General features: G+C 29.9%; 20 protein-coding genes and 1 pseudogene. 18 read left to right on the forward strand and 3 right to left on the reverse strand.

Annotation, left to right across the window (positions count from 1 at the left end; genetic code table 11):
• Positions 1–241 precede the first annotated feature (241 nt).
• Positions 242–1,303 carry a chorismate synthase gene (gene aroC, locus GN160_RS03010; protein WP_192380247.1) on the reverse strand — a complete coding sequence of 354 codons (1,062 nt, stop codon included), beginning with the start codon at positions 1,301–1,303 and terminating at the stop codon, positions 242–244.
• 86 nt (positions 1,304–1,389) lie between these two features.
• Positions 1,390–2,355 (reverse strand): 50S ribosomal protein L3 N(5)-glutamine methyltransferase, encoded by a 966-nt coding sequence (prmB, locus tag GN160_RS03015; protein WP_192380249.1) that lies wholly within the window; start codon positions 2,353–2,355, stop codon positions 1,390–1,392.
• A 357-nt stretch (positions 2,356–2,712) separates the two neighbouring features.
• Here prmB and fabB point away from each other — a divergent pair, with 357 nt between their 5' ends.
• The 18 genes and pseudogenes from fabB to GN160_RS03105 all read left to right on the forward strand — a co-directional run bounded on the left by fabB (position 2,713) and on the right by GN160_RS03105 (position 24,603).
• Positions 2,713–3,924, forward strand: a complete 1,212-nt coding sequence (fabB, locus tag GN160_RS03020) for a beta-ketoacyl-ACP synthase I (RefSeq protein ID WP_192380251.1) — start codon at positions 2,713–2,715, stop codon at positions 3,922–3,924.
• A 413-nt stretch (positions 3,925–4,337) separates the two neighbouring features.
• Positions 4,338–5,450: a 4-phosphoerythronate dehydrogenase gene (locus GN160_RS03025; RefSeq protein WP_192380253.1), complete on the forward strand. Its 1,113-nt coding sequence runs from the start codon at positions 4,338–4,340 to the stop codon at positions 5,448–5,450.
• Between the two features lie 112 nt (positions 5,451–5,562).
• A complete protein-coding gene (gene truA / locus GN160_RS03030; protein WP_192380896.1) occupies positions 5,563–6,345 on the forward strand; it encodes a tRNA pseudouridine(38-40) synthase TruA in 783 nt (260 codons plus the stop codon).
• Between the two features lie 173 nt (positions 6,346–6,518).
• On the forward strand, positions 6,519–7,388 hold the full coding sequence (accD, locus tag GN160_RS03035; RefSeq protein WP_192380255.1) for an acetyl-CoA carboxylase, carboxyltransferase subunit beta: 870 nt from the start codon (positions 6,519–6,521) through the stop codon (positions 7,386–7,388).
• Positions 7,389–7,511: 123 nt separating this feature from the next.
• On the forward strand, positions 7,512–8,780 hold the full coding sequence (folC, locus tag GN160_RS03040) for a bifunctional tetrahydrofolate synthase/dihydrofolate synthase (RefSeq protein WP_192380256.1): 1,269 nt from the start codon (positions 7,512–7,514) through the stop codon (positions 8,778–8,780).
• Between the two features lie 655 nt (positions 8,781–9,435).
• Positions 9,436–9,828 carry an NADH-quinone oxidoreductase subunit A gene (gene ndhC / locus GN160_RS03045; protein ID WP_192380258.1) on the forward strand — a complete coding sequence of 131 codons (393 nt, stop codon included), beginning with the start codon at positions 9,436–9,438 and terminating at the stop codon, positions 9,826–9,828.
• Between the two features lie 65 nt (positions 9,829–9,893).
• Positions 9,894–10,568, forward strand: a complete 675-nt coding sequence (locus GN160_RS03050; RefSeq protein WP_192380260.1) for an NADH-quinone oxidoreductase subunit B — start codon at positions 9,894–9,896, stop codon at positions 10,566–10,568.
• A gap of 119 nt (positions 10,569–10,687) precedes the next feature.
• Positions 10,688–12,466 (forward strand): annotated as a pseudogene (gene nuoC, locus GN160_RS03055) (NADH-quinone oxidoreductase subunit C/D); the annotation flags it as partial.
• A gap of 18 nt (positions 12,467–12,484) precedes the next feature.
• Positions 12,485–12,997, forward strand: a complete 513-nt coding sequence (gene nuoE, locus GN160_RS03060; RefSeq protein ID WP_192380263.1) for an NADH-quinone oxidoreductase subunit NuoE — start codon at positions 12,485–12,487, stop codon at positions 12,995–12,997.
• The gene (gene nuoF, locus GN160_RS03065; RefSeq protein WP_192380265.1) at positions 12,997–14,316 is read left to right on the forward strand and encodes an NADH-quinone oxidoreductase subunit NuoF; all 1,320 of its coding nucleotides are present in this window, start codon (positions 12,997–12,999) and stop codon (positions 14,314–14,316) included. The genes nuoE and nuoF overlap by 1 nt, the downstream gene beginning before the upstream one ends.
• Positions 14,317–14,472: 156 nt before the next feature.
• Positions 14,473–17,211 (forward strand): NADH-quinone oxidoreductase subunit NuoG, encoded by a 2,739-nt coding sequence (gene nuoG / locus GN160_RS03070; RefSeq protein WP_192380267.1) that lies wholly within the window; start codon positions 14,473–14,475, stop codon positions 17,209–17,211.
• Entirely contained in the window at positions 17,208–18,188 is a 981-nt protein-coding gene (gene nuoH / locus GN160_RS03075; RefSeq protein ID WP_192380269.1) for an NADH-quinone oxidoreductase subunit NuoH, read from the forward strand. The genes nuoG and nuoH overlap by 4 nt, the downstream gene beginning before the upstream one ends.
• Before the next feature lie 20 nt (positions 18,189–18,208).
• Positions 18,209–18,763: an NADH-quinone oxidoreductase subunit NuoI gene (gene nuoI / locus GN160_RS03080; RefSeq protein ID WP_192380271.1), complete on the forward strand. Its 555-nt coding sequence runs from the start codon at positions 18,209–18,211 to the stop codon at positions 18,761–18,763.
• A 17-nt stretch (positions 18,764–18,780) separates the two neighbouring features.
• Positions 18,781–19,275: an NADH-quinone oxidoreductase subunit J gene (nuoJ, locus tag GN160_RS03085; protein ID WP_192380273.1), complete on the forward strand. Its 495-nt coding sequence runs from the start codon at positions 18,781–18,783 to the stop codon at positions 19,273–19,275.
• 41 nt (positions 19,276–19,316) lie between these two features.
• Complete coding sequence (nuoK, locus tag GN160_RS03090; protein ID WP_192380275.1) at positions 19,317–19,619, forward strand: NADH-quinone oxidoreductase subunit NuoK; 303 nt, start codon at positions 19,317–19,319, stop codon at positions 19,617–19,619.
• A complete protein-coding gene (gene nuoL, locus GN160_RS03095) occupies positions 19,616–21,475 on the forward strand; it encodes an NADH-quinone oxidoreductase subunit L (RefSeq protein ID WP_192380277.1) in 1,860 nt (619 codons plus the stop codon). The genes nuoK and nuoL overlap by 4 nt, the downstream gene beginning before the upstream one ends.
• Positions 21,476–21,577: 102 nt before the next feature.
• Positions 21,578–23,098: an NADH-quinone oxidoreductase subunit M gene (gene nuoM / locus GN160_RS03100; RefSeq protein WP_192380279.1), complete on the forward strand. Its 1,521-nt coding sequence runs from the start codon at positions 21,578–21,580 to the stop codon at positions 23,096–23,098.
• Between the two features lie 38 nt (positions 23,099–23,136).
• A complete protein-coding gene (locus tag GN160_RS03105; RefSeq protein ID WP_192380281.1) occupies positions 23,137–24,603 on the forward strand; it encodes an NADH-quinone oxidoreductase subunit N in 1,467 nt (488 codons plus the stop codon).
• An 18-nt stretch (positions 24,604–24,621) separates the two neighbouring features.
• Here GN160_RS03105 and yfaE read toward each other — a convergent pair whose 3' ends face one another.
• Complete coding sequence (gene yfaE, locus GN160_RS03110) at positions 24,622–24,861, reverse strand: class I ribonucleotide reductase maintenance protein YfaE (RefSeq protein WP_420021984.1); 240 nt, start codon at positions 24,859–24,861, stop codon at positions 24,622–24,624.
• Positions 24,862–24,902 lie beyond the last annotated feature (41 nt).

The raw sequence follows: 24,902 nt of genomic DNA on the forward strand, positions 1-24,902 counted from the left end.
TTATGACTTCACAGTATGTTGGTTTACTTATTTTTTTATTTATTTAATTATGTTAGATATATTAGTGAAGTATGAATACAAAACAAAATTATATTATAATCTTATTAGCAATTCATTTTTAATTATATATGAAAATGAATTTTAATCGTTTTGTTATATTGATTTTTTTTGTATTTGTATCTGTTGTTTATTTTAATGTTTAAGTTGTTTGGTTAATTTTTATTGTTTTCTTTTATTTGATTTAGTCTCCACATTGAGCTCTTTGTCTTAATACATGATCCATAAGAACGATAGCTATCATAGCTTCTGCTATAGGTACTGCTCGAATACCAACACATGGGTCATGTCTTCCTTTTGTTACTATTGTTGCAGGTTTGTTGTAATTTGTTATTGTTTTTCCTGGTTTAGTAATGCTCGAGGTAGGTTTTAAGGCTAAATGCGCAATTATTGATTGCCCAGTACTAATACCTCCAAGAATACCACCGGCATGATTGCTTAAAAAACCTTGAGGAGTTATCTCGTCTCGGTTTTCATGACCAAGTTTATTAATTACTGAAAAACCATCTCCAATTTCTATTCCTTTTACTGCATTTATTCCCATTAATGCATGAGCTAAATCAGCATCCAGTTTATCAAATACTGGCTCGCCTAAACCAATTGGTATATTTTCAGCTACAACTGTAATTTTAGCACCTATTGAATTTCCATTTTTTTTTAATTGTCTTATCATTTTATCTAATGAAGCTAGTTGTGTAGAATCTGGACAAAAGAATTGATTTTTTTGAATTTGACCCCAATCTCGTAATTTACAAGTAATATGACCCATTTGTGATAGAAATCCACGTATTTTTATATTGTGTTTTTCAATCAAATATTTTTTAGCAATAGCACCGGCTGCTACTCGCATAGCTGTTTCGCGAGCTGATGCACGGCCCCCACCACGATAATCTCTTAAGCCATATTTTTTTTCATAACTGTAGTCAGCATGTCCAGGACGATAAATATTTTTAATTTTTTTGTAATCTTTTGAACGTTGATCTATATTTTTGATCAGTAAACCTATACTAGTACCTGTAGTTATTTCATTAAAAGTACCAGATAAAATTTTAATTTTATCTGGTTCAGTTCTTTGCGTGGTATATCGAGACATACCCGGCCGGCGTTTATTAAGTTCACTTTGCAAATCATCTTCTTTTAAAAGAATTCCCGGTGGAACCCCATCAATAATTGCACCTAATGCTGTTCCATGCGATTCACCAAAAGTTGTCACACGGAAGAATTGGCCAATGCTATTTCCAGCCATTATTTTATCCTTAGATTGTTATGAAATCTCAAAATCAATATATCAGAATATATTTCGTATATTTTAACATCAAAAAAGTGATATTGTTATTTGGTATAGTTTTTTAATTTTTTTTTAAATATTAGATTATAATTGTTTAGTTCTTTTCTTGTAAGCATAAAAACTCCATCTCCACCTTTATTTAAGGTTATCCAATAGAATGGAATTTGTGGATATAACTTTTTTATTTTTTTTTTGTTATTGCCTACTTCACAGATTAGAATACCTTTTTCTTTAAGATATTTTGGAGAATTTACTAAGATATCATGAATTAATTTTAGCCCATCATCTCCTCCAATTAAAGATAAACTAGGTTCAGCTTGAAATTCTTTGGGTAATTTGTTCATTTCATTTTTGCTTACGTAAGGTGGATTACTAATAATAAGATCATATTTGATTATAGGAATAATATTTTTAAATAAATTTGATTGTATAGGCAGAACACGTTTATCCATATTATGTAATTTTATATTGTATTCTGCAACTTGTAAGGCTTCTAAAGAAATGTCTACAGCATCTACTTTGACTTTTGGATAAACAGTTGCTATAGCAATGGCAATACAACCACTTCCTGTGCACATGTCAAGAACATACAGAGGAGTATTTGGCAGTAAATTGTAAAAATTATTATCAATAATTTCTCCGATTGGGGATCTAGGTATTAAAACTCGTTCATCTACAAAAAATTTTAACTTACAGAACCAAGCTTGATTAGTTAAATAAGGTACTGGAACACGTTTAATAATTCTTTTTTTAATTAATTTAGTTATTTTTTTTCTTTCATTTATGGTTAATCTAGCGTTGTATATTTCTAAAGGTAAATTATTAGGTAAATTTAGAATGGAAAAAATTAAGTTTATTGCCTCATCCCAAGCATTATTAGTGCCATGTCCATAGAATATTTCAGAAGCATTGAATTTACTTATACTCCAACGTACCATATCTAATATAGTAGATAAGTTTTCGGTTTCATAGGATATGTTATATTTATTTTTTTTGATGTGGTTTGCCATAATAATTTTACATATTTTATATTTATAACGAATTGCTAGGATTAGAATAATAATTACGTTAGTGACGTTTGAATATTATAGTTTATTTTTATGATACTAGTAATTTATTACAGATGGATTTTTTCATCATGAATATTTATTTGTATCTATTATTATGTTGATTTCTTAAAATGTTTATGAGATTAATGATGTTATGAGGATGAGTATGTTTCCATTTTATTATATGGTGATGTGAGTTTATACATTATCTCATTTAAATAGGTTTATTAAAAATATAAAGTATTTTATAATTTTCCAAATATTCGACACATGTTACGAAGTGTTAAAATGTTTTGTTTGTAACGAAGGAGTATTGAAATGAAACGCGCAGTTGTCACTGGATTGGGGATTTTATCAAGTATTGGTAATAGTCAGAAAGAGGTTTTATTTTCCTTAAAACAAGGTCGATCTGGGATTGTTTTTTCTCAAGAATTGAGGGATTCTGGTATGCGCAGTCAAATTTGGGGTAATGTGAAGCTTGATATATCAGGATTAATTGATCGTAAGATTATGCGTTTTATGAGTGATGCATCTATTTATGCATATTTATCTATGGAGCAGGCTATAATTGATTCTGGATTGACTCATGCTTTTATTTCTAGTGATAATGTGGGTGTAATTGTTGGTTCTGGTGGTGGTTCCCCGCATAATCAAGTAGTTGGTTCAGATGGTATGCGTTCTCGTGGTTTACGTGGAGTTGGTCCTTATATGGTAACTAAAGCTATGGCTTCTGGGATTTCAGCGTGTTTGGCAACTTCGTTTAAAATTAAAGGCGTTAGTTATTCAATTAGTTCTGCATGTTCAACTTCTACGCATTGCATTGGTAATGCAGTAGAATTAATTCAATTAGGGAAACAAATTCTTATATTTGCTGGAGGTGGAGAAGAATTATGTTGGGAAATGGCTTGTGAATTTGATGCAATGGGTGCTTTATCTACTAAGTACAATTCTGTGCCTGAGAAAGCGTCACGTGCTTATGATGTGAATCGTGATGGTTTTGTTATTGCAGGAGGAGGAGGTATTATTGTTGTTGAAGAATTGGAACATGCATTAAAAAGGGATGCTCATATTTATGCAGAGATTATCGGTTATGGCGCCACCTCTGATGGATCTGATATGGTAGCTCCTTCTGGAGAAGGAGCAATTAGATGTATGAAGATGGCATTGAAAGGTATTGATGTATCTTCTATTGATTATTTAAATGTTCATGGTACTTCAACACAAATAGGTGATGTAAAGGAATTATGGGCTATTCGTAAAACTTTTCTTGATAACAAACCAGCTATTTCATCTACAAAGTCTATGACTGGTCATTCGTTGGGTGCAGCAGGTGTTCATGAAGTGATTTTCACTTTGTTAATGTTAGAAAATGGTTTTATTGCTCCTAGCATTAATATAGATGAATTGGATATTCGAGCGAAAGATATGCATATTATTACTAAGCCTACCTTATGTAAATTAAAGACGGTTATGACAAATAGCTTTGGTTTTGGCGGGACTAACGCTACGTTGGTAATGCGTAAATTATAATAATTGTTTGCTTGTATTTTAATTTTTTATTTTAATTTATTGTATATATAAGTAATTTTATTTTAGTTTAAATTGATAAATATTTTAATTTTGATATTGGCGAGTATTGTTTTTTAAATTAGGATATTAAACTATAATTTAAGATTTTTGTATCTTATGATTTTGTTATTTTATTTCTTTGTCTTTTGCAATTATATTTGTTTAATTATAATTTTAGGTTGAATTTGGTATTTTTTAAATTTTGTATTAATTTATGTTTTATTGAATATTTTATAATTCGAATTTATACTTAGAATACATAAAAATTTTTATAATTTTGTCTTTCAAAATTATTGCGTCGTTATTAGCATTGGCAAGTTTATTTAATTCTTTTGTATATTGCCATTGTATATTACATGGGTTTAATTATTTCGATGAAAATTTTAGTGGATGAAGATTTATTATATGTAAAACAACTTTTTAGTAAATTAGGTGAAATTGTACTTTTAAATGGATATAATATTACAATTGATTGTTTAAAGTTAATTGATGCTTTGATAGTGCGTTCCGTTACTAATGTAAATGCTGAATTACTGTATAATACATCAGTAAAATTTGTTGGTAGTGTTACTGCTGGTGTAGATCATCTCGATCTAAATTGGTTGACTAAATCTGGCGTTAAATTTATTAATGCACCAGGTTGTAATGCAAGGTCGGTTGTAGAGTATATATTTTCTGGATTATTTTTTTTAGCGAAACGTTATGGTTTTTTTTTGCGTGATAAAATAGTTGGTATAATTGGAGTGGGTAATATTGGTAAACTTTTATGTCAGCTTCTTGATTTACTTGAAGTACAAACTTTATTGTGTGATCCACCTTTAGCAAAAGGTGGTGCTATTGGTAATTGGCATGCATTGGAAAAATTAGTATCTGAAGCAGATATATTAACTTTTCATGTCCCTTTAATATATGATGGACCATATGCTACTTGGCATATGGTCGATGATGATTTTTTATCTGCTTTGCCTTCTAATCGTATTTTAATTAATACTTGTCGGGGAGGAGTATTTGATAATTATGCTTTATTAAGAGCATTGCAAAATGGAAAAAAAATAAATGTTATCCTAGACGTTTGGGAATTTGAACCCAAAATATTGTTGCCTTTATTGTATAGTATTGATATTGGAACTCCTCATATAGCCGGTTCTAGTATTGAAGGTAAAATTAGAGGCGCACAATGTATATTTAATGCTTATAATAATTTTATTTCTGTTGATCGAGTAGTGAATTCGCCATTTTTGCTTCCTCCAATAATGTATTATAGAAGATTAACTAGCGTATTAGATGAAAAGCTTTTATCTGATTTAATACATTCAGTATATGATATTTATCATGATAATATTTCTTTAAAGAACAACGCAGAAAAGTTTGGATATTTTGAGTGGTTTCGTAAATATTATTTAAATCGTCGAGAGTGGTCTTCACTGTATGTACACTCTTTTTATAGCGCTGATATTGAAATATTGAGAGAATTAGGTTTTAGTTAATTATTATATTTCAAAATGTGGTGATTATTGTTTTGTTTTTTATTTTATCTCTAATATATTAAATATTTTATATTTATGTTTAATGAAAAGAATTTAGGGTTCATATATTGTGATATATAGATTAGCTTTATGTGTTGAGTATGACGGTTCTTCTTATTTTGGATGGCAACGACAACCTTATTTACCAACTGTGCAAGCTAATTTAGAGAATGCTTTATCTTCAATAGCTTCTGAACAAATAGTTGTTTTTTGTGCTGGTCGAACTGATGCTCGAGTACATGCAATAGGACAGGTGGTGCATTTTGAAACTAAATCTTATCGGTTATGTTCTTCTTGGGTAACTGGTGTTAATAGTTATTTACCGTCGGATATTTCTGTACATTGGGTAGTAATAGTTGACAAGGATTTTCATGCTAGATTTAGTGCTATTTCAAGGCGTTATTGTTATATAATTTATAATGATAGGATGCGATCTGCAATTCTTTATAAAAGGGTAACTCATTACAAAAAATTTTTAGATGTAAATAAAATGGCACAAGCTGGGAAATATTTATTGGGTAAAAACGATTTTACTTCATTTCAAGCAAGTGGTTGTCAGTCGTATTCTTCTTTTCGCCATTTACATCATTTGTTTGTGCATCGATATGAGCAGTATGTAATAATAGATATTAAAGCCAATGCTTTTTTATATCACATGGTACGTAATATAGTAGGAAGTTTGATTGAGGTGGGTTGTAATAATAAACCTGTAGATTGGATTGCTGAATTATTGGTTAAACGCGATCGATCTTTAGCTGCGTCTATTGCTCCTCCAGATGGTCTCTACTTGATTTCAGTAGAATATCCTTCTAATTTTAATTTTCCTACGGGATCATCTATTGTTCCTTTTTTTTAAAAAAATTTATTATATTTAGAATATAATTTTTGAGTGTTTAATTATTAATGCATATAAAATAATCTTAGTTAATGTGTTTATTTTAGGTAATTACGTGAATTTAGTAATAATTCATATGAATTTTCATTTCTTTTCAGATAGTATTGAAAATAAATAATAGGTAATAAAATATTATGAGTTGGATTGAACGCATTTTAAATAAAAGAACTATTAAACTAGCACATAAAACGAATATTCCAGAAGGAATTTGGACTAAATGTAATAGTTGTAAGCAAATATTATATAAAGAAGAATTAAAGCGTAATTTGGAAGTATGTCCTAAATGTGATCATCATATGTTTATATCTGCACGAGTCAGGTTGTTATCCTTTTTAGATAAGGATACGGTGTATGAGATAGGAAGTGAGTTAGAACCAAAAGATATTTTGAAATTTAAGGATATAAAAAAATATAAAGATAGATTGCTTGTTGCACAAAAGTTAACTAATGAAAAGGAAGCATTAGTTGCAATGCAAGGTACCTTATATGGTATGCGAATAATTGCAGTTGCTTTTGAGTTTTTTTTTATTGGAGGATCTATGTCTTCTGTAGTAGGAACTAAATTTGTACATGCTGTAAATCGAGCGTTACAATTTTCTTGTCCTCTTGTATGTTTTTCTGCTAGTGGTGGAGCTCGTATGCAAGAAGCATTGATTTCCTTAATGCAAATGGCCAAAACTAGTGCTGCTTTAGCTAAATTACATAATCAATGTTTACCTTATATTTCAGTATTAACCAACCCAACTATGGGGGGGGTATCAGCTAGTCTAGCAATGTTGGGTGATTTGAATATCGCTGAACCTAAAGCTTTAATAGGATTTGCAGGGCCGCGTGTTATCGAACAAACTGTACGTGAGAAGCTGCCTGATGAGTTTCAGCGTAGTGAATTTCTTTTAGAAAAAGGCGTCATTGATCTGATTATTCGTCGTCAAGAATTAAGATTACGTCTCGCAAAATTATTGGCTAAATTAACATGTCACCCGCAACCTCGAGTTGAACATTGAGATGTCAATTTTATCTTCTAATTGCGAGTTACTATTAGGAATTTTGTAATTATTTTATTAATTTAAAGTATTTTATATTAATTATGTATGGTGTAATTAATATTAATTGTTTCGTTTATATATATGAATATAAAAAGCACTATACCAAAAGCAACTTCTTCATTAATGAGGTGGTTAAATTATATTCAAAACTTGCATTATAAAAATATTGATTTAGGTTTAGATCGAATCTTAATTGTAGCTGATAGACTTGGTCTTTTACCTATTAGTTCTTTTATTATACTTGTAGGAGGTACTAATGGTAAAGGCACTACTTGTTGTTTATTAGAACATATTTTAATCGCTAGTGGTTATAGAGTTGGTGTTTATACCTCTCCTCATTTGTTAAGTTATACTGAGCGAATACGTATTCAAGGCAGAGAATTACCTCATATCACCCACACTAAAGTTATGGCTTTAATTGAAAAAAATCGTGGTTCGATTTCTTTGAGTTATTTCGAGTTTATTACCTTATCAGCACTTCAATTATTTAAATATTCACAGTTAGGAGTAATAATTTTAGAAGTCGGTGTCGGAGGACGTTTAGATGCTACAAATATTGTTAGTCCTAATTTGTCTATAATTACTAATGTCGCATTAGATCACACTGATTTATTAGGATCGGATTTTATTAGTATAGCTAAAGAGAAATCTGGTATTCTTCGTTTTAATAAACCAGCTATTATTGGTGAACCTTTACAACCCGCCATTTTAGATATATTGTCCCATCATGGTTCTTGTTTATTTGTTAAGCAATATAATTGGTGGTATAGCATAGGAAAGAAAGACTGGTGTTGGTGGACTTCTGACGATATTTTGAGATCATTACCTTTACCTAAAATTCCATTGAATAATGCAGCTACTGTTATTGCCGCGTTATATTGCTTGCCATTATCTATTTCTGAAAAAGCGATACATAGAGGTTTGCGTAATACAAATGTATTAGGACGTTTTCAAATTGTTGGTAAGCATCCTTTAATTATTTTAGACGTAGCACATAATCCTCATGCAGCTAGCTATTTATCTGAACGTCTATCAACTGTTTCTTTTACTGGTAAACTTAGAGCTGTTGTTGGGATGTTATCAAATAAAAATATTGCTGAAACGTTACGTTGTTTGCATCATTTAGTAGATATTTGGTATTGTGTATCATTAAATGTTCCTTTGGGGTCCTGTGCAGCGGAGTTAGCTGCACATATAAAAACTGATTCAAATGTGTTAAAATTTCCAAATGTTGATACCGCTTGGACTAAAGTGATGAAAGATGTTGATGTTAAAGATTGCATATTAGTATTTGGTTCTTTTTATATAGTATCACCGGTGATGAAATTAATTTATTTTTCTTCATTATAAGTGAATGTAATGCATACTATTGATTTTTAATATTTATTTTATAATATTCTTCACTTTTATGTATGATAATTTTTATGGATATGGAGTATGATACATCATTCACTGTGATGATATTCTTAATAAATAAGATATTGTAGAAGATATCGTATGTTTTAAATGTAGTATTAATTGTTGTTCAAAAAATCCGATTGGATTGTGTTAAGTTCATTTTAATTGTTTAATAGTTATTGTGCTTATTTGTAATAAATAAATATGTGTAAATTTGTATCGTAGAGAGTTTATTTTTAATTTTAAAATATAATTACTACAATTTGATATTTGTTTAATCGGTATTTTGTTTATTAGAGTTTTTAGTTGCATGTGATTTATAGTTATATATTATATTTATTTTGTTTTCTGTTGAGTTTTATACATTACATAATTTTAATTTTGTTAATGTTTGCAAACGTTTATTTTAGGTTTTAAGATATTGCATGTATAATTAGATTTTATTTGAACATGGTTGTTTTGTGTATAATTTTGATTAAAATCTACAGTTGTATATTATTTCCATGATATATTTAAATCGTGAGTAAAATGGTTGTTTACATTTTATTTAAATAAATATAAGATTTTAAGATTTCAATCTATCAAGATTTTAGTATTTTAAGAATATATGGAAAGTAATTGGGGATTAATCATATTTTTTTTGGGTGCATTAAGTATTTGTTTTATCATGTTGCTTTGTGGTTTTTTATTAGGAGAACGTTCTCGATATGATTTAAAAAAAGAGTCGCCTTTTGAATCTGGAATAGATTCTGTAGGTAGTGCTAGATTAAATTTTTCAATTAAATTTTATTTAATATCCGTAATTTTCGTTATTTTTGATGCAGAAAGTTTATATTTGTATACGTGGGCTGTTGTTATACGTGAAGCAGGTTGGTCGGGATTTATTGAGTCTTCTATTTTTATTTTTATTTTGTTGATAACTTTAATATATTTATTTAGGGTCGGTATATTTGATTGGATTAAACGTCCTATATCTTATCGTATAAATAATGTATTGTAATATATTAAATGATTATTTATTTTGAACAATTTTTGTTTATTACTGATTGATGGCGGCATAAATATATGAAATATTTTATTACAAATGCAGAATCTAATAAAAATAGCAATTACAGTAGTACTGTAGATATTTCTAGTGTGGATAATCTTGCAGATAGAGGTGCAAAAAATAACGTATATTTTGGTAAATTGAACATTTTTTTGCAAAAGATAGTTAATTGGGGTAGAAGTAATTCAATTTGGCCTTATAATTTTGGATTATCTTGTTGTTACGTCGAAATGGTAACATCTTTTACTTCCGTTCATGATGTAGCACGTTTTGGTTCTGAAGTGATTAGGTCTTCTCCTAGACAATCAGATTTAATGGTTGTGGCTGGGACTCCCTTTGTTAAGATGGCCCCTGTTATTAAAAAATTATACGAACAAATGTTAGAGCCTAAATGGGTAATTTCTATGGGTGCATGTGCTAATTCTGGAGGAATGTATGATATTTATTCTGTAGTACAGGGTGTTGATAAACTTATTCCCGTTGATGTTTATATACCTGGTTGTCCTCCTAGACCAGAATCTTATATACAGGCATTGTTATTACTAAAAGAGTGTATTAAAAATGAACGTCGTCCATTGTCTTGGGTTATTGGTAAACAAGATGTATATCGTGCCCCTGTTCAGTCTGAACGTGATTGTAAGCGTAGTGTGCGTATTGCGACAGTTAATTTACGTTCTCCAGATAATGTATAAATTTTCTTAAGGTAATTTGTTTCTTATTTACTCTTACTCAATAAAATTAAGACAAGTAGAATAATGATGATGTTATTTTAGATTTGTTTTAATATTCATATTAAATAGGTAGTTAATATATGTGTAGTATTGAAAGTACTAATTGTTTAAGTGATTCTAAATCTCGCTGCTATAGTGATTCAATAATTAATGAACTCCAAGATATATTTGTAGAATTTGATTTTGTATTTCAGTCTATATGTACAGAATTGACGGTGATATGGATTTCTCGTAAAGAACTTATTCCTATTTTAAATTTTTTAAAAACAGTATCAAAGCCATATACCATGTTGTATGACTTACATGGTATAGACGAAAGATTACGCATACATCGTAAATATTTGCCAAAGTCTGATTTTACTGTTTTTTATCATCTTATATCTATTGATCGTAATAAAGATATTTTAATTAAAGTTCCATTATTGGAAAATTCATTATGTCTGCCAACTGTTACTCGTTTATTTTGTAATGCTAATTGGTATGAACGAGAAACTTGGGAGATGTTTGGGATCTTTTTTGAAGATCATCCTCATCTAACTCGTATTCTTATGCCAAATACGTGGCAAGGTTATCCTTTACGTAAAGATTATCCTGCAAGAGCTACTGAATTTCCTCCTTTTGTTTTTGATAAAAACAAAGAAGACATAGAAATGAAATCTTTAGTTTTTAATCCTAAAGAATGGGGTATGAAAAGGAATAATAATAAAGAAAATTTTATGTTTTTGAATTTGGGTCCTAATCATCCTTCCGTTCATGGAGTATTTCGTATTATATTACAATTAATTGGAGAAGAGATTATAGATTGCGTTCCTGATATTGGTTATCATCATCGTGGCGCTGAAAAAATGGCTGAACGTCAATCTTGGCATTCTTACATTCCTTATACTGATAGAATTGAATATCTTGGTGGTTGTATTAATGAAATGCCTTACATATTAGCCATAGAAAAGATGGTGGGAATTGTTGTTCCAGATAGGGTAAATTGTATTAGGGTGATGTTGTCAGAATTATTTCGCATTAATAGTCATCTTTTATATATTAGCACTTTCATACAAGATATAGGCGGTATGACTCCAGTATTTTTGGCTTTTACTGATCGTCAAAAAATTTATGATGTTATTGAGGCCATTACTGGTTTTAGGATGCATCCTGCTTGGTTTAGGATTGGTGGTGTAGCTCACGATTTACCCAATGGTTGGGACGGTTTATTACGCGAATGTCTTAATTGGTTACCGAAGAGACTTGATTACTATATGAAGGCTTCATTGAAAAATCATATTTTACGAAGTCGCTCCCAAGGAGTAGGTAGTTATTTTGCAAAAGATGCAATTGAATGGGGAATAACAGGGGCAGGTCTGCGTGCTACTGGAATTAATTTTGATGTTCGCAAAAATCGTCCTTATTCTGGATATAGTAATTTCGATTTTGAAGTTCCTTTAGGTAATGGTGTAAGTGATTGTTATACTCGTGTAATGTTAAAAATGGAAGAAATATATCAAAGTTTGCGTATTCTTTGGCAGTGTTTAGAAAACATGCCTTCAGGAGCATTTAAAGCAGATCATCCATTCACTACGCCTCCACATAAAGATTATGTACTTAAACATATTGAAACACTTGTGACACATTTTTTACAAGTTTCTTGGGGGATTGTGATACCAGCTAATGAATCTTTTCAAATGGTCGAAGCTACCAAAGGTATTAATAGTTATTATTTAATTAGCGATGGTGGTAATATGAGTTACAGAACGCGTATTAGAACTCCTAGTTTTCCTCATTTGCAACAAATTCCTTCAGTAATTCGTGGCAATTTGATATCAGATTTGATTGTATATTTAGGTAGTATTGATTTTGTTATGTCAGATGTGGATCGATAATTTATGGAAGTTCGTCAAGACAAGATTAACTTTATAGTTAATGATAAAGCTTCTTCTTTAAATCAAGAAGAATTAGATGCTATACAACGAGAAATATGTCATTATGAAGATGTTCGTTCTATTGCTGTAGAAGCATTAAAAATAGTACAGAAAAATAGAGGTTGGATTTCAGATAAAAACCTTGAAGACATCGCATTTGCATTAGGTATATCTAGTTGTGAATTAGAAGAAATAGCTACATTTTATAGTCAAATTTTCCGTAAACCAGTAGGTCAAAATATAATTCGTTTTTGTGATAGCGTTGTATGTTATATTAATGGTTATAAAAAAATACAAGCTGCTTTAGAGAAAATTTTAATGATTATTCCAGGACAAACTGATGTTAATGGAAAGTTTACTTTACTTCCAACTTGTTGTTTAGGAAAATGTGATCAGGGTCCTGTAATAATGGTGAATGACGATATGTATGTAAGTTTGCTACCGGAACATATAGATTGTATTTTGGAGAAATATTAATGAGCGATTTTTTTTTACGTACTCCTGAAAAACATCCTTTGACTTGGCGTATTCGTGATGACCATAAACCAACTTGGTTAAAAGAGTATCAAAATAAAAATGGTTATGTTGCTTTACGCAAAGCGTTTAAGTTTATGTCATGTCATGAGATTGTCAGTTTAGTACAAAATTCTGGTTTAAGGGGACGTGGTGGTGCTGGTTTTCCTACTGGTGCTAAATGGAGTATGATAACATCACAGCCTGATCAAGAAAATATACGTTATTTATTATGTAATGCAGATGAAATGGAACCAGGTACTTATAAAGATAGATTATTGATGGAGACATCACCTCATCTTTTAATAGAAGGCATATTGATTGCGGCTTATACGTTGAAAGCTAATCGTGGATATATTTTTTTACGTTATGAGTATGTTTATGCAGCTTCTTGTTTATCACGTGCTATTCAAGAAGCTACTGCAGCGGGGCTAATTGGTACTAATATACTTGGTAGTGGTTTTAACTTTGAGTTATACTTACACACTGGTGCTGGACGTTATATTTGCGGAGAAGAAACTGCATTAATTAATTCTTTAGAAGGCAAAAGACCAATTCCACGCGCAAAGCCTCCTTTTCCAGCCGATGTTGGATTATGGGGGAGACCTACTTGTGTAAATAATGTAGAAACTTTATGTAATATACCAGCTATTATTGAAAATGGTGTTTCTTGGTATAGAAGTATTTCTAAGAGCAGCAGTAAAGATACTGGTACGAAACTGATGGGATTTTCTGGTCGAGTCAATAATCCTGGTATATGGGAATTACCTTTTGGTATTTCTGCTCGAGAAATTTTAGAAGATTATGCTGGGGGTATGCGTTCTGGATTATTTTTAAAAGCTTGGCAGCCTGGAGGTGCGAGTACTGCTTTTTTTACTAGTGATCATTTAGATATTGGTATGGATTTTGAAAAAGTTAGTATTGCAGGTAGTCGAATAGGTACTGCTATTGCTATGGCTGTTGATAATAAGATTAACATGGTGTCTTTAGTGCGCAATTTAGAAGAGTTTTTTTCTAGAGAATCTTGTGGTTTTTGTACTCCATGTCGGGATGGTTTACCTTGGATAGTTAAACTATTAGTTTCATTAGAAGAAAAAACAGGATATTATGAGGACATTAAAATTCTTGAGGAGTTATGTTATGTACTAGGTCCTGGAAAGACTTTTTGCGCTCATGCTCCAGGGGCAATGGAACCTTTGCAAAGTGCATTGAAGTATTTTATGGAAGAATTTGAGGATGGTGTTTTAAATAAGTTTATTGTAAATACGCGTCAAATTTGGTAATTTAAAATAGTATAATCAGGCGACAATCTTTACTGTGAAAGTATATTCGTAATAATGCTCATAATGTTACAAATTGGAGTGTGTTTTGTACGTGTGTTTTAGATTTTGTTTTGTTTTGTTTGCATTTTATTTATAAAAATTTTAATTATTTAAATTATGGCAATTATTATTATAGACGGGAAAAATTATGAAGTTTATGCATCAACTAATTTGTTAGCAGCTTGTCTATCCTTAGGTTTTGATCTTCCTTATTTTTGTTGGCATCCTGCTCTTGGTAGTATTGGTGCTTGTCGTCAATGTGTTATTAAACAATATCAAGACAATGATGTTAATTCAGAAAGATTAATAATGGCTTGTATGACTCCAGTATCACATGGTATTCGTATCTCACTTATAGATGATGAAGTGCAAAAGTTTAGGCAAAATATCATTGAATTGCTTATGATTAATCATCCACATGATTGTCCAGTTTGTGAAGAAGGTGGTAATTGTCATTTACAAGATATGACAGTAATGGTTGGAAAAAGTTTTCGTCGTTATCGTTTTAATAAACGTACATATCGTAATCAATATTTAGGTCCTTTTATTTCGCATGAAATGAATCGTTGTATTTCTTGTTATCGGTGTGTACGTTATTACAGGGATTATGCTGATGGTGATGATTTAGGTGTATATGGTGCACACGACAATATTTATTTTGGTCGTGTGCAAGATGGTGCATTAGACAGTGAGTTTTCTGGTAATCTTGTAGAAATTTGTCCTACAGGAGTGTTTACTGATAAGACTCATTCTCATCATTATGCTCGTAAATGGGATACTCAATTTTCTCCCAGCATCTGTCAACAATGTAGTGTGGGTTGTAATATAGTTATTGGTGAACGTTATGGGGAATTATGTCGCGTAGAAAATCGTTATAATGGTGATGTTAATGGTTATTTTTTATGTGATAGAGGTAGATTTGGTTGTGATTATATTAATTTAAAAAATCGTTTAAAACGGCCTATACAAAAACAAGGTGTTAATCGGATTTTTTTGACCAGTATAGAAGAGTCTATTCAAGCAGCTGTGAATCTTTTGAATAATTCTCGTAAGATCATTGGTATTGGTTCTTCTCGTGCTAGTGTTGAAAGTAATTTTGCTTTAAGAGAATTAGTTGGTCAAAAAAATTTTTATACTGACATGTGTAGTAATGAACATAAGATGTTAAAGTTAATATTGGATATTTTAGGTAATAGTGGTTTATATACCCCGTCTTTGCGAGAAATAGAAGATTATGATGCCATTTTAATTTTGGGAGAAGATATTACTCAGACTGCCGCGCGCATTGCTTTATCTATACGTCAAGCTGTAAAAAATAAAGCTAAAAAAATTGCAGCGACGCACAAAATATTAGAGTGGCAGGTTTCAGCAATTAAAAATTTTAGATATAACATTAAGTATCCATTATTCATTACTAATATTGATTCTACAAAATTAGATGATATTGCTGCATGTACTTATTATGATTCAGTTAATGAGCAGGTAAGATTTGGTTTTGCTATTGCTCACGCATTAGATAGCTCTGCTCCTAAAGTGAATAATTTGGATTTTATTTATCAAGAGAAATTCAATATGGTGGTTCAAGGATTATTAAAATCTAGCAAGCCGCTTATTATTAGTGGTACTAGTTCTGGTAGTGAATCTTTAATTGCTGCTTCAGCTAATATTGCTAAAGCTTTAAAAAAGCTCAATAAGAGTGTCGGTATTACTTATGTTGTTTCTGATGCTAACAGTATTGGGTTAGCTATGCTTGAGGGTAATAGTTTAGACGATGCTTTTGATACTATAAGATATGGTTTAACTGATTGCGTTATTTTATTAGAAAATAATCTTTGTCGCCGTTATTCTACAGTATTAGTTGATAGTATTTTAGATCAGATTAAAACATTTATTGTATTAGATCATCAGTATTATCACTTCCAAGATAAGGCTGATTTAGTTTTACCTTCTTTGACTTTTGCTGAAAGTGATGGTACGTTAATTAGTCAAGAAGGTCGTGCGCAGAGATTTTTTAAATGTTATAAACCAGATTTTTATGATAAAGACTTAGTGATTTTGGAAAGTTGGCGTTGGTTAAATTTATTACATTCTCTTTATTTAAAAGATGGTAATATTAAGTGTCTGTATTTCGATGATATAATAGATGTTATAGTTAAAAAAATTCCTCGATTAATTGATATTAAAAAAACAGCGCCTACAGCATCATTTCGCGTTCATGGCCAAAAATTGTCTAGATTGTCGCATCGTTATAGTGGACGTACTGCAATACATGCTAATGTTAATGTACAAGAACCTTCTGTACCTTGTGACCCTGATTCTATGTTTGTTTTTTCCATGGAAGGAAATAATGCTCCTTATGCGCCTCGTCAACATATTTCTTTTGCCTGGGTTCCAGGTTGGAATTCCCCTCAAGCTTGGAATAAATTTCAAAATTATTCGGGTGGTCATTTACATTATGGAGATCCAGGAATACGGCTTTTTAAAAGTCATGATAAATCGTTGGATTGGTTTAATTTGATTCCATTGAAATCTTCTTCAGTTCAAAAAGATAATTGTTGGCGCATTGTATCTTATTGGCATTTATTTGGTAGTGAAGAAATGTCACAACGTTCAGTGTTTATCCAAAAGCGTATGTTAGAACCTTATGTTATGCTAAATAAAGATGATGCAGATTTGATTGGTGTTAACAGTAACATGTTCTTATTTTTTATTTGTGCTGACCAGGAATGGTGTTTGCCTATAAAGTTTAGTAATTATCTGAATCAAGGATATATTGGTTTGCCATTAGGTTTTCCTGGTTTTTTTACATCGTTATTGGGGATGTGTGCTAGAAAATTACGTGGTGTTTTGTTATGAATCATTTACTTTTAAATTTTTGTGAAAATTTTTCTTTGATAAAAAGATCTTTATTTATTTTGATATCTGTATTTATTGCTGCTGCTTATTTAAGTTTTTTTGAGCGTCGTTTGCTTGGTTTATTTCAAAATCGTTATGGACCCAACAGAGTAGGATGGAATGGTTCTTTACAGTTATTAGCAGATTTAATTAAGATTATGTTTAAGGAAGATTGGGTACCTCACTTTGCGGATAGGTTTATTTTTGTTATAGCTCCAATTTTAGCTTTTATGTTTTCTTTAATGATGATTGTAATAATACCAATTACTTCTACTTGGGTTATTGCTGATTTAAATATTGGTATACTTTTTTTTTTAATGATGTCTGGATTGACAGTTTATGCTGTTTTATTAGCTGGTTGGTCCAGTCACAATAAGTATTCTTTGATGGGAGCTGTGCGTGCTGCGGCTCAGACTATTAGTTATGAAATTTTTTTAGGATTATCTATAATGGGAGTTGTATCTTTATCTGGTTCATTTAATTTATCTATTATAGTTAATGATCAGATAAATTTGTGGAATATAATACCTCAGTTTTTTGGATTCATTACTTTTTTTTTAGCATCTATAGCTGTTTGTCATCGTCATCCATTTGATCAACCTGAGTCGGAACAAGAATTAGCAAGTGGTTACCATATTGAGTATTCTGGTATGAAATTTGGTTTATTTTTTTTGAGTGAATATTTAGGATTAATCAGTGTTTCAGCTTTAATAGTTACTTTATTTTTTGGTGGTTGGCTTGGTCCATTGTGGTTACCACCATTTGTTTGGTTTATGTTAAAACTTATTTGTTTTTTGGTGTTATTTATTTTGATTCGTGCATCGCTGCCTCGTCCGCGTTATGATCAAGTAATGGAAATAGCTTGGAAAATTTGTTTGCCTCTTACGTTGTGTAATTTATTAGTCACTGCGATTATTATTTTATGCAAAAATTATTAATGTAATATTTGGTAAGTATAATGTTAAAATATTCTTCAATTAAAAAATTTTTTGCAGTAATTTTTAGTATTTTATATAGTATTATCCGTACTGGACTGCATATATTTAATAAACGTGAAACTAGAATGTATCCTGACGTTCCCGTGTATTTACCTCCTAGGTTTCGTGGTCGCATAATTTTAACTCGTGATTCTGATGGAAATGAACGTTGTGTTGCCTGTAATTTGTGTGCAGTTGCTTGTCCAGTAGATTGTATTGCATTAAAAAAATCAGAAACTAAGCAAGGTCGTTGGTATCCTGAATTTTTTCGCATTAATTTTTCACGTTGTATTTTTTGCGGTATGTGTGAAGAAGCATGTCCTACTATGGCTATTCAGTTGATTCCAGATTTTGAAATGAGTGAATTTAGGAGAAAAGATTTAATATATGAAAAGACAGATCTTTTAATTTCAGGTTCTGGTAAATATCCTGCATATGATTTTTATCGTGTAGCTGGTGTATTAATTGAAGATGATTCGGTAGATAAATTGAATGGTAGAGAGCCAAGCATTGATGTTAAAAATTTATTACCTTAGGTTTAGGAGATTGTAAATTGGAGATATTATTTTATTTATCTAGTGTTGTTGCCGTTATTGCGACATTACGAACAATTACTCATACTCGTCCATTGTATGCTTTATTGTATTTGGTTGTTTCATTATTATTTATTTCTTGCAGTTTTTTCTCTTTAGGAGCTTATTTTGCTGGTGCATTAGAAGTAATAATTTATGCTGGTGCTATTATGGTTCTTTTTGTATTTGTAATTATGTTGTTAAACGCCGATACGCTAAAAATTAAATTTACATTTAATTTTTTAGATTTTGTAATTTATTTAAGTGCTTTTTTATTTTTTATTTCATTATTAACAATATTATCTGTTAATTTTTCTTGCGTTAAAGATTGTAGTATTGTTACCGCTTATTTAGTTGACGCGAAAAAGGTAGGGTTACTTTTATTTGGCCCATATCTTTTAGTTGTTGAGGTTGTATCTATGTTATTACTAGGAGGATTATTGATAGTATTACATTTTGGACATGATAGAAAATAAGACATTTAAGATGATTCTGATTATTTAAATAAAGGAAAAAAATGATTCCATTATTTCATGCACTTGTTCTAGTAAGTATTTTGTTTATGTTAGGATTAATAGGCGTGATGGTGAGGCGCAATTTGTTTTTTATTTTGTTAGGGTTAGAGATTATGTTGAATGCTACAGCATTAGCATTTGTAGTAATTGGTGAATATTTCAAACAAGCGGAAGGGCAAGTTATGTATATTTTGATAATTACCCTAGCAGCGTCCAAAGCAAGTGTTTGTTTAACTTTTTTATTACGGTTGTATCGTAGCTATCAAGTTTTAGATATAGATAAAATTAGTGAGATACGTGGATGAATTTAGTTTATTTAACTATATTATTTCCTCTATTAGGATTTTTTTTATTGTCTTTTTCTCGTGGGGTATGGAGAAAGGAATTTTCTACATTAATAGGAGTTGGTAGTATAGGTTTATCTTTACTAATTAGTATTTATGTTACGTTTGATTATTTTATTAATGATTATGTTAATACAAGCGGTTACGTTAAATCTTTATGGATATGGATATCAATAAATACTTTTCACATTCCTATATCATTTATGATAGATGGGTTGTCTCTAGTCATGTTGGATATAGTCACAAGTATTAGCTTTTGTGTTCATCTATACTCTTCTTGGTGCATGCGAAATGATATGGGGTATTCTCGTTTTTTTGCATATATGAATTTATTCGTAGCTAATATGCTTATTTTGGTGCTTGCTGATAATTTATTATTAATGTATTTCGGCTGGGAAGGTGTAGGGTTATGCAGTTATTTATTAATTGGTTTTTATTATAATAATTCAAAAAATGGATTAGCAGCATTAAAGACTTTTGTTATTACTCGTATAAGTGATGTTTTTTTAATGTGTGGTTTATTTCTTTTATACGATCAATTTGGTACGTTAAACTTTCATAACTTAACTGTGTTATCCTCTCAGAATGTTGTCGAATCTTCTACTTTGAGTTGTTTGGCTATTTTAATGTTAATAGGTGGATCTGTGGGCAAATCAGCACAATTTCCCTTGCAAATATGGCTAACAGATGCAATGGTAGCGCCTGCTCCTGTGTCTGCATTGATTCATGCTGCTACTATGGTTACTTCTGGAGTATATCTTATTACTCGTGTTCAGTGTTTGTTTTTGGTATTTCCTAAGATGTTAGATTTAGTTGCTATTATTGGTTCGATTACTTTGATTATGTCTAGTATTTGCGCATTAGTTCAAAGTGATCTGAAAAAAATTTTAGCGTATTCTACTATGAGTCAAGTTGGTTATATGTTTTTATCTATTGGGGTTCAGGATTGGTATGCATCTATTTATCATTTAATGACTCATTCTTTTTTTAAAGCATTATTATTTCTTGCGTCTGGTTCTATTATTTTAGCTTGTCATAATGAACGGGATATTTTTAAGATGAGGGTATCATATAGATCTATGCCATTGATTTATGTTTGTTTTTTAATAGGTGGTTTATCTTTATCTTCATTTCCATTAATTACTTCTGGTTTTTATTCTAAAGAAGCTATATTACATAGTGTTGCATATATGTACGGTAATTATGGTATTTTTACTGTTATAGGATTGATAGGTTCTTTATTAACATCTATTTATACTTTTCGTATGATTTTTATTATGTTTCATAGTGAGAAAAAAATTGAAATATATACCGATTATTTCGATATTAAACATAATTTACCCTTAATTTTGTTATTAATTTTATCTACTTCAATAGGATCTTGTATCAATTTGCCTTTAGATCATTATACATTGTCAGTTTCTTGTTCTGATGTTGGTAATAGTAATTTAATTCTTAAGCTTGTTTCTTCTAGTATTATAGTATTTGGTATATTTTTAGCAGGTGTTTTATGGTTATTACCAAGTCGTTTATTATATTTCAAATATAATGTTACAGTAGAATGGTTGTTTTTTAAAATATTGTATTATTTTGATGGATTAAATTGGATATATAATCAGGTTTTTGTTAAACCATACTTGTTTATTGCTAAATTTTTAGTTTATGATCCATTGAATTTCGTTTTTAATTATTTATGGAGATTAGTGCGATTGCTTGGTTTTTTATTGGTTTTGAATGATAATGGTAATTTAAGATGGTATTTATTATTGATTAGTTTAGGATTGTTAGTTGTGGTGTTAAGTCTTTTATTTTTATAGTTTGTAAAGATATTGACATTATAATTATTTAGTGTTGTTTTTTTGATTTTTAATTTTATTTATTAATGTTTTAACTTTGGATGTTTTAGTTTTATTAAAATTATGATTTTATTTTGGTGTGTTTTACTTCCTTTTATTACTGGTTTGTTATGTTGGCAAGGTGAACGGATTGCTGAATGGATTCCACGTTGGTTGGCTGTAATTGGAATTGGAATTTTTTTCATATTGGTTTTGTTTATATATAAAAAGCTACAATTTGCTTCGTTTGTAGCAAGTGTTGATTTACCGCAATGGCAAATTGAATTTTATTATTCTTGGATTGAACGTTTTGGAATTAGTATTCATTTAGCATTAGATGGCTTGTCATTTTTAATGATATTATTAGCTACATTTCTCGGATTTTTTTCTATTCTTTGTTCTTGGAAAGAAATTCATAGTAAACAAGGGTTGTTTTATTTAAATGTTTTATTTATTTTAGGCGGTAGCGTTGGTTTATTTATTGCAGTGGACCTATTTCTTTTCTTTTTTTTCTGGGAAATTGTTTCGGTTCCTATGTATTTTTTAATATCTTTATGGGGATTTAAAGGCTCCAACGTTCAATCTTCAATTAGAGCTGCCACCAAGTTTTTTATATATTCTCAAATTAGTGGATTTCTTATGTTGGTGTCTATCTTGGGTTTAGCTATAACGTATCATAATGTAAATAATATTTGGACTTTCAGTTACTCTGATTTATTATGTACGCCTATGTCGGAAAAGATAGAATTCTTATTGATGTTGGGTTTTTTCCTTGCATTTGCTATAAAAATGCCTATAGTTCCATTACATGGTTGGTTGCCTGATGTACACGTTCAATCTCCGACGGCTGGATCTGTTGATTTAGCAGGAATTTTATTAAAAACATCAATTTATGGTTTATTACGTTTTAACATTACTTTATTTCCTCACGCTTCAAAACAATTTTCGTTCATTGCTATGTGTTTTGGTATATTTAATATTTTTTATGGAGCTTGGACAAGTTTTTTACAAACAGATATAAAAAAATTTATTGCATATGTTAATATTTCTCATATGGGTTTTTTATTGATAGCTATTTATAGTGCTAGTCATTTAGCATATCAGGGTATTGTATTACAAATAATTTCTTATAGTATTTCTTCCGCAGGAATGTTTATTATTTGCGGTCAATTATATGAGCGTCTTTGTACTAGAAATATGAGTATTATGGGTGGTTTATGGAATAAATTAGATTTGATTCCTGCTTTGTCTTTATTTTTTTCGATCGCAATGCTTGGATTACCAGGTACCGGTAATTTTGCAGGAGAGATTAGTGTACTTTTTGGTTGTTTTCAAGTAGAACCAATTGTTGCCGTAATATTATCTTTTAGTTTTGTTTTTTCTTCTGTGTATTCAATTATATTGATACAACGAATTTATTTCGGTGAACAGACTTTTTTAGTTGTTATGGAATCTAATAATCGCATGACTTTACGAGAGAAATTTATTATTATTACATTAGCATTTTCACTGTTGTTGATTGGTTGTTATCCTAAACTTATTTCAGACAGTTCAAGTCTAGTTATGAGTGGTATTTGTAATTTGTTAATTATGCAATCATATTAATATTTAAGAATTTATGTGATAAAATTTGCTAACATACTATGTTAATTACTTTTCAGCAGATATTTGCATTACTACCTTTATTAATAATAGGTGCATCTATATTATTTGTTCTATTATGTATTATATTTATTCGAAATCATTTTATAATTTCAACTACAGTAGTAGTTGGATTGTTATTATCTTTGTTTTCTTTGTATTTTGTGTATCAAAATGGTACACAAGTTGTTACAGAATTATTAATAGTTGACTCTTCGTCTATATTTTATTCCATATTAATTTTACTTGCAGGTTTATCAAGTGTTATTTTAGCATACCCTGCATGTTTAAATACTTATTCTGGTAATCGTGAGGAATTTTACTTATTAGTTTTGATATCAGTTATGGGAGGCATTTTATTATCTTGTGCTAATCATTTAGTTATGATTTTTCTTGGTATTGAATTAATGTCAATACCTTTATATGGTTTAATAGGGTATACTTATAGAGATAATATTTCTTTTTTAGGGGTAAGTATTAAATACACGTTGCTGTCTACTGTATCTTCATCATTTTTGTTGTTTGGTATAGCATTGATGTATGTTTGTTTTGGTAAATTATCTATTGTAGATATAAAGAATTGTATAAATGAGAATAGTGTTATATTTCCAGAATTATTTATGTTAGGGTTAGGGTTTATGATAACTAGTTTTGGTTTTAAATTATCTTTAGTACCTTTTCATTCATGGACTCCTGATGTATACCAAGGTACTTCGATTCCGGTAAGTCTTTTTTTAGCAACTGTTAGTAAAATTTCCGTTTTTGCAGTAATGATGAGAATATTTTTTCCATCGTTTCTTTTTTATGATGAAAAAATTAATTTAGTTTTAATTTTTATTTTTTGTATTTCTATGCTAGTTGGTAGCATATCAGCTACTAGACAAAACTGTATTAGAAAAATTTTAGGGTATTCCTCCATTGCGCATCTGAGCTCTATTTTGCTGGGTTTATTAACTGGACAAAATAGTGAATTTTCTTTAGAAACTATTGGTATATCTTTGATTAGTTATTTATTAGGTACTGTAGGAGTATTTAGTATATTGAGTTTAGTATCTCCTGGCATGAATGGTAAAAGTAATGATTCGTTATTTTTATATCGTGGATTGTTCTTGAATAATCCTTTTTTATCTTTTGTTTTTACAGTATTGCTATTAAACTTGTCTGGTTTTCCAATTACTTTGGGTTTTATTAGTAAGTTTTATCTAATTGTTTTAGGGATTACTAGTCAATTGTGGTGGTTTATTGGGGTATTTATAACATCCAGTATAATTAGTTTTTTTTATTATTTACGAATTATTATCAATTTGTACTCTTTTTCTTCTTCAAAATTGCTTTGTAATGTCCCTTTTTATTGGGGAATTACTCCTTCAGGTTTAATAATTATAATTTCTTTTATTTTATTAGCGTTTTTGGGTATTTATCCCAAACCTTTAATTAATTTTGTGCAAATATTATATAATTATTACTAGCATTATTAATTTGTTTAATTATAATTCTAATTCAAGATCTTCTGTTGGTATACAGCAGCAGGGTAAAATTTCATTATTATATATGCAAGCTAATGGTTCTTTTTGATAGTTGACACACCCTTTTAACAACAAAATTTTACATACACCACAATAACCTGATCTACATTGATAATGGATTTTTATCTTGTTTTTTTCTAATAGCTCTAACAAAGAGTATCTTTTTTGCGAACTACGCCCATAATTAGGGAGGAATATGATGTTTTTATAAAGTGTTGATTTGATTCTAATTTTTATTTTTT

Origin of the sequence: Blochmannia endosymbiont of Colobopsis nipponica, assembly GCF_014857065.1 — a bacterium.
Lineage (GTDB): Bacteria > Pseudomonadota > Gammaproteobacteria > Enterobacterales > Enterobacteriaceae > Blochmanniella.

Coding starts and splice junctions, on each gene's coding strand:
- aroC (WP_192380247.1), bottom strand. CDS start 1,303: ATGGCTGGAAATAGCATTGGCCAATTCTTCCGTGTGACAACTTTTGGT.
- prmB (WP_192380249.1), bottom strand. CDS start 2,355: ATGGCAAACCACATCAAAAAAAATAAATATAACATATCCTATGAAACC.
- fabB (WP_192380251.1), top strand. CDS start 2,713: ATGAAACGCGCAGTTGTCACTGGATTGGGGATTTTATCAAGTATTGGT.
- GN160_RS03025 (WP_192380253.1), top strand. CDS start 4,338: ATGAAAATTTTAGTGGATGAAGATTTATTATATGTAAAACAACTTTTT.
- accD (WP_192380255.1), top strand. CDS start 6,519: ATGAGTTGGATTGAACGCATTTTAAATAAAAGAACTATTAAACTAGCA.
- folC (WP_192380256.1), top strand. CDS start 7,512: ATGAATATAAAAAGCACTATACCAAAAGCAACTTCTTCATTAATGAGG.
- ndhC (WP_192380258.1), top strand. CDS start 9,436: ATGGAAAGTAATTGGGGATTAATCATATTTTTTTTGGGTGCATTAAGT.
- GN160_RS03050 (WP_192380260.1), top strand. CDS start 9,894: ATGAAATATTTTATTACAAATGCAGAATCTAATAAAAATAGCAATTAC.
- nuoE (WP_192380263.1), top strand. CDS start 12,485: ATGGAAGTTCGTCAAGACAAGATTAACTTTATAGTTAATGATAAAGCT.
- nuoF (WP_192380265.1), top strand. CDS start 12,997: ATGAGCGATTTTTTTTTACGTACTCCTGAAAAACATCCTTTGACTTGG.
- nuoG (WP_192380267.1), top strand. CDS start 14,473: ATGGCAATTATTATTATAGACGGGAAAAATTATGAAGTTTATGCATCA.
- nuoH (WP_192380269.1), top strand. CDS start 17,208: ATGAATCATTTACTTTTAAATTTTTGTGAAAATTTTTCTTTGATAAAA.
- nuoI (WP_192380271.1), top strand. CDS start 18,209: ATGTTAAAATATTCTTCAATTAAAAAATTTTTTGCAGTAATTTTTAGT.
- nuoK (WP_192380275.1), top strand. CDS start 19,317: ATGATTCCATTATTTCATGCACTTGTTCTAGTAAGTATTTTGTTTATG.
- nuoL (WP_192380277.1), top strand. CDS start 19,616: ATGAATTTAGTTTATTTAACTATATTATTTCCTCTATTAGGATTTTTT.
- nuoM (WP_192380279.1), top strand. CDS start 21,578: ATGATTTTATTTTGGTGTGTTTTACTTCCTTTTATTACTGGTTTGTTA.
- GN160_RS03105 (WP_192380281.1), top strand. CDS start 23,137: ATGTTAATTACTTTTCAGCAGATATTTGCATTACTACCTTTATTAATA.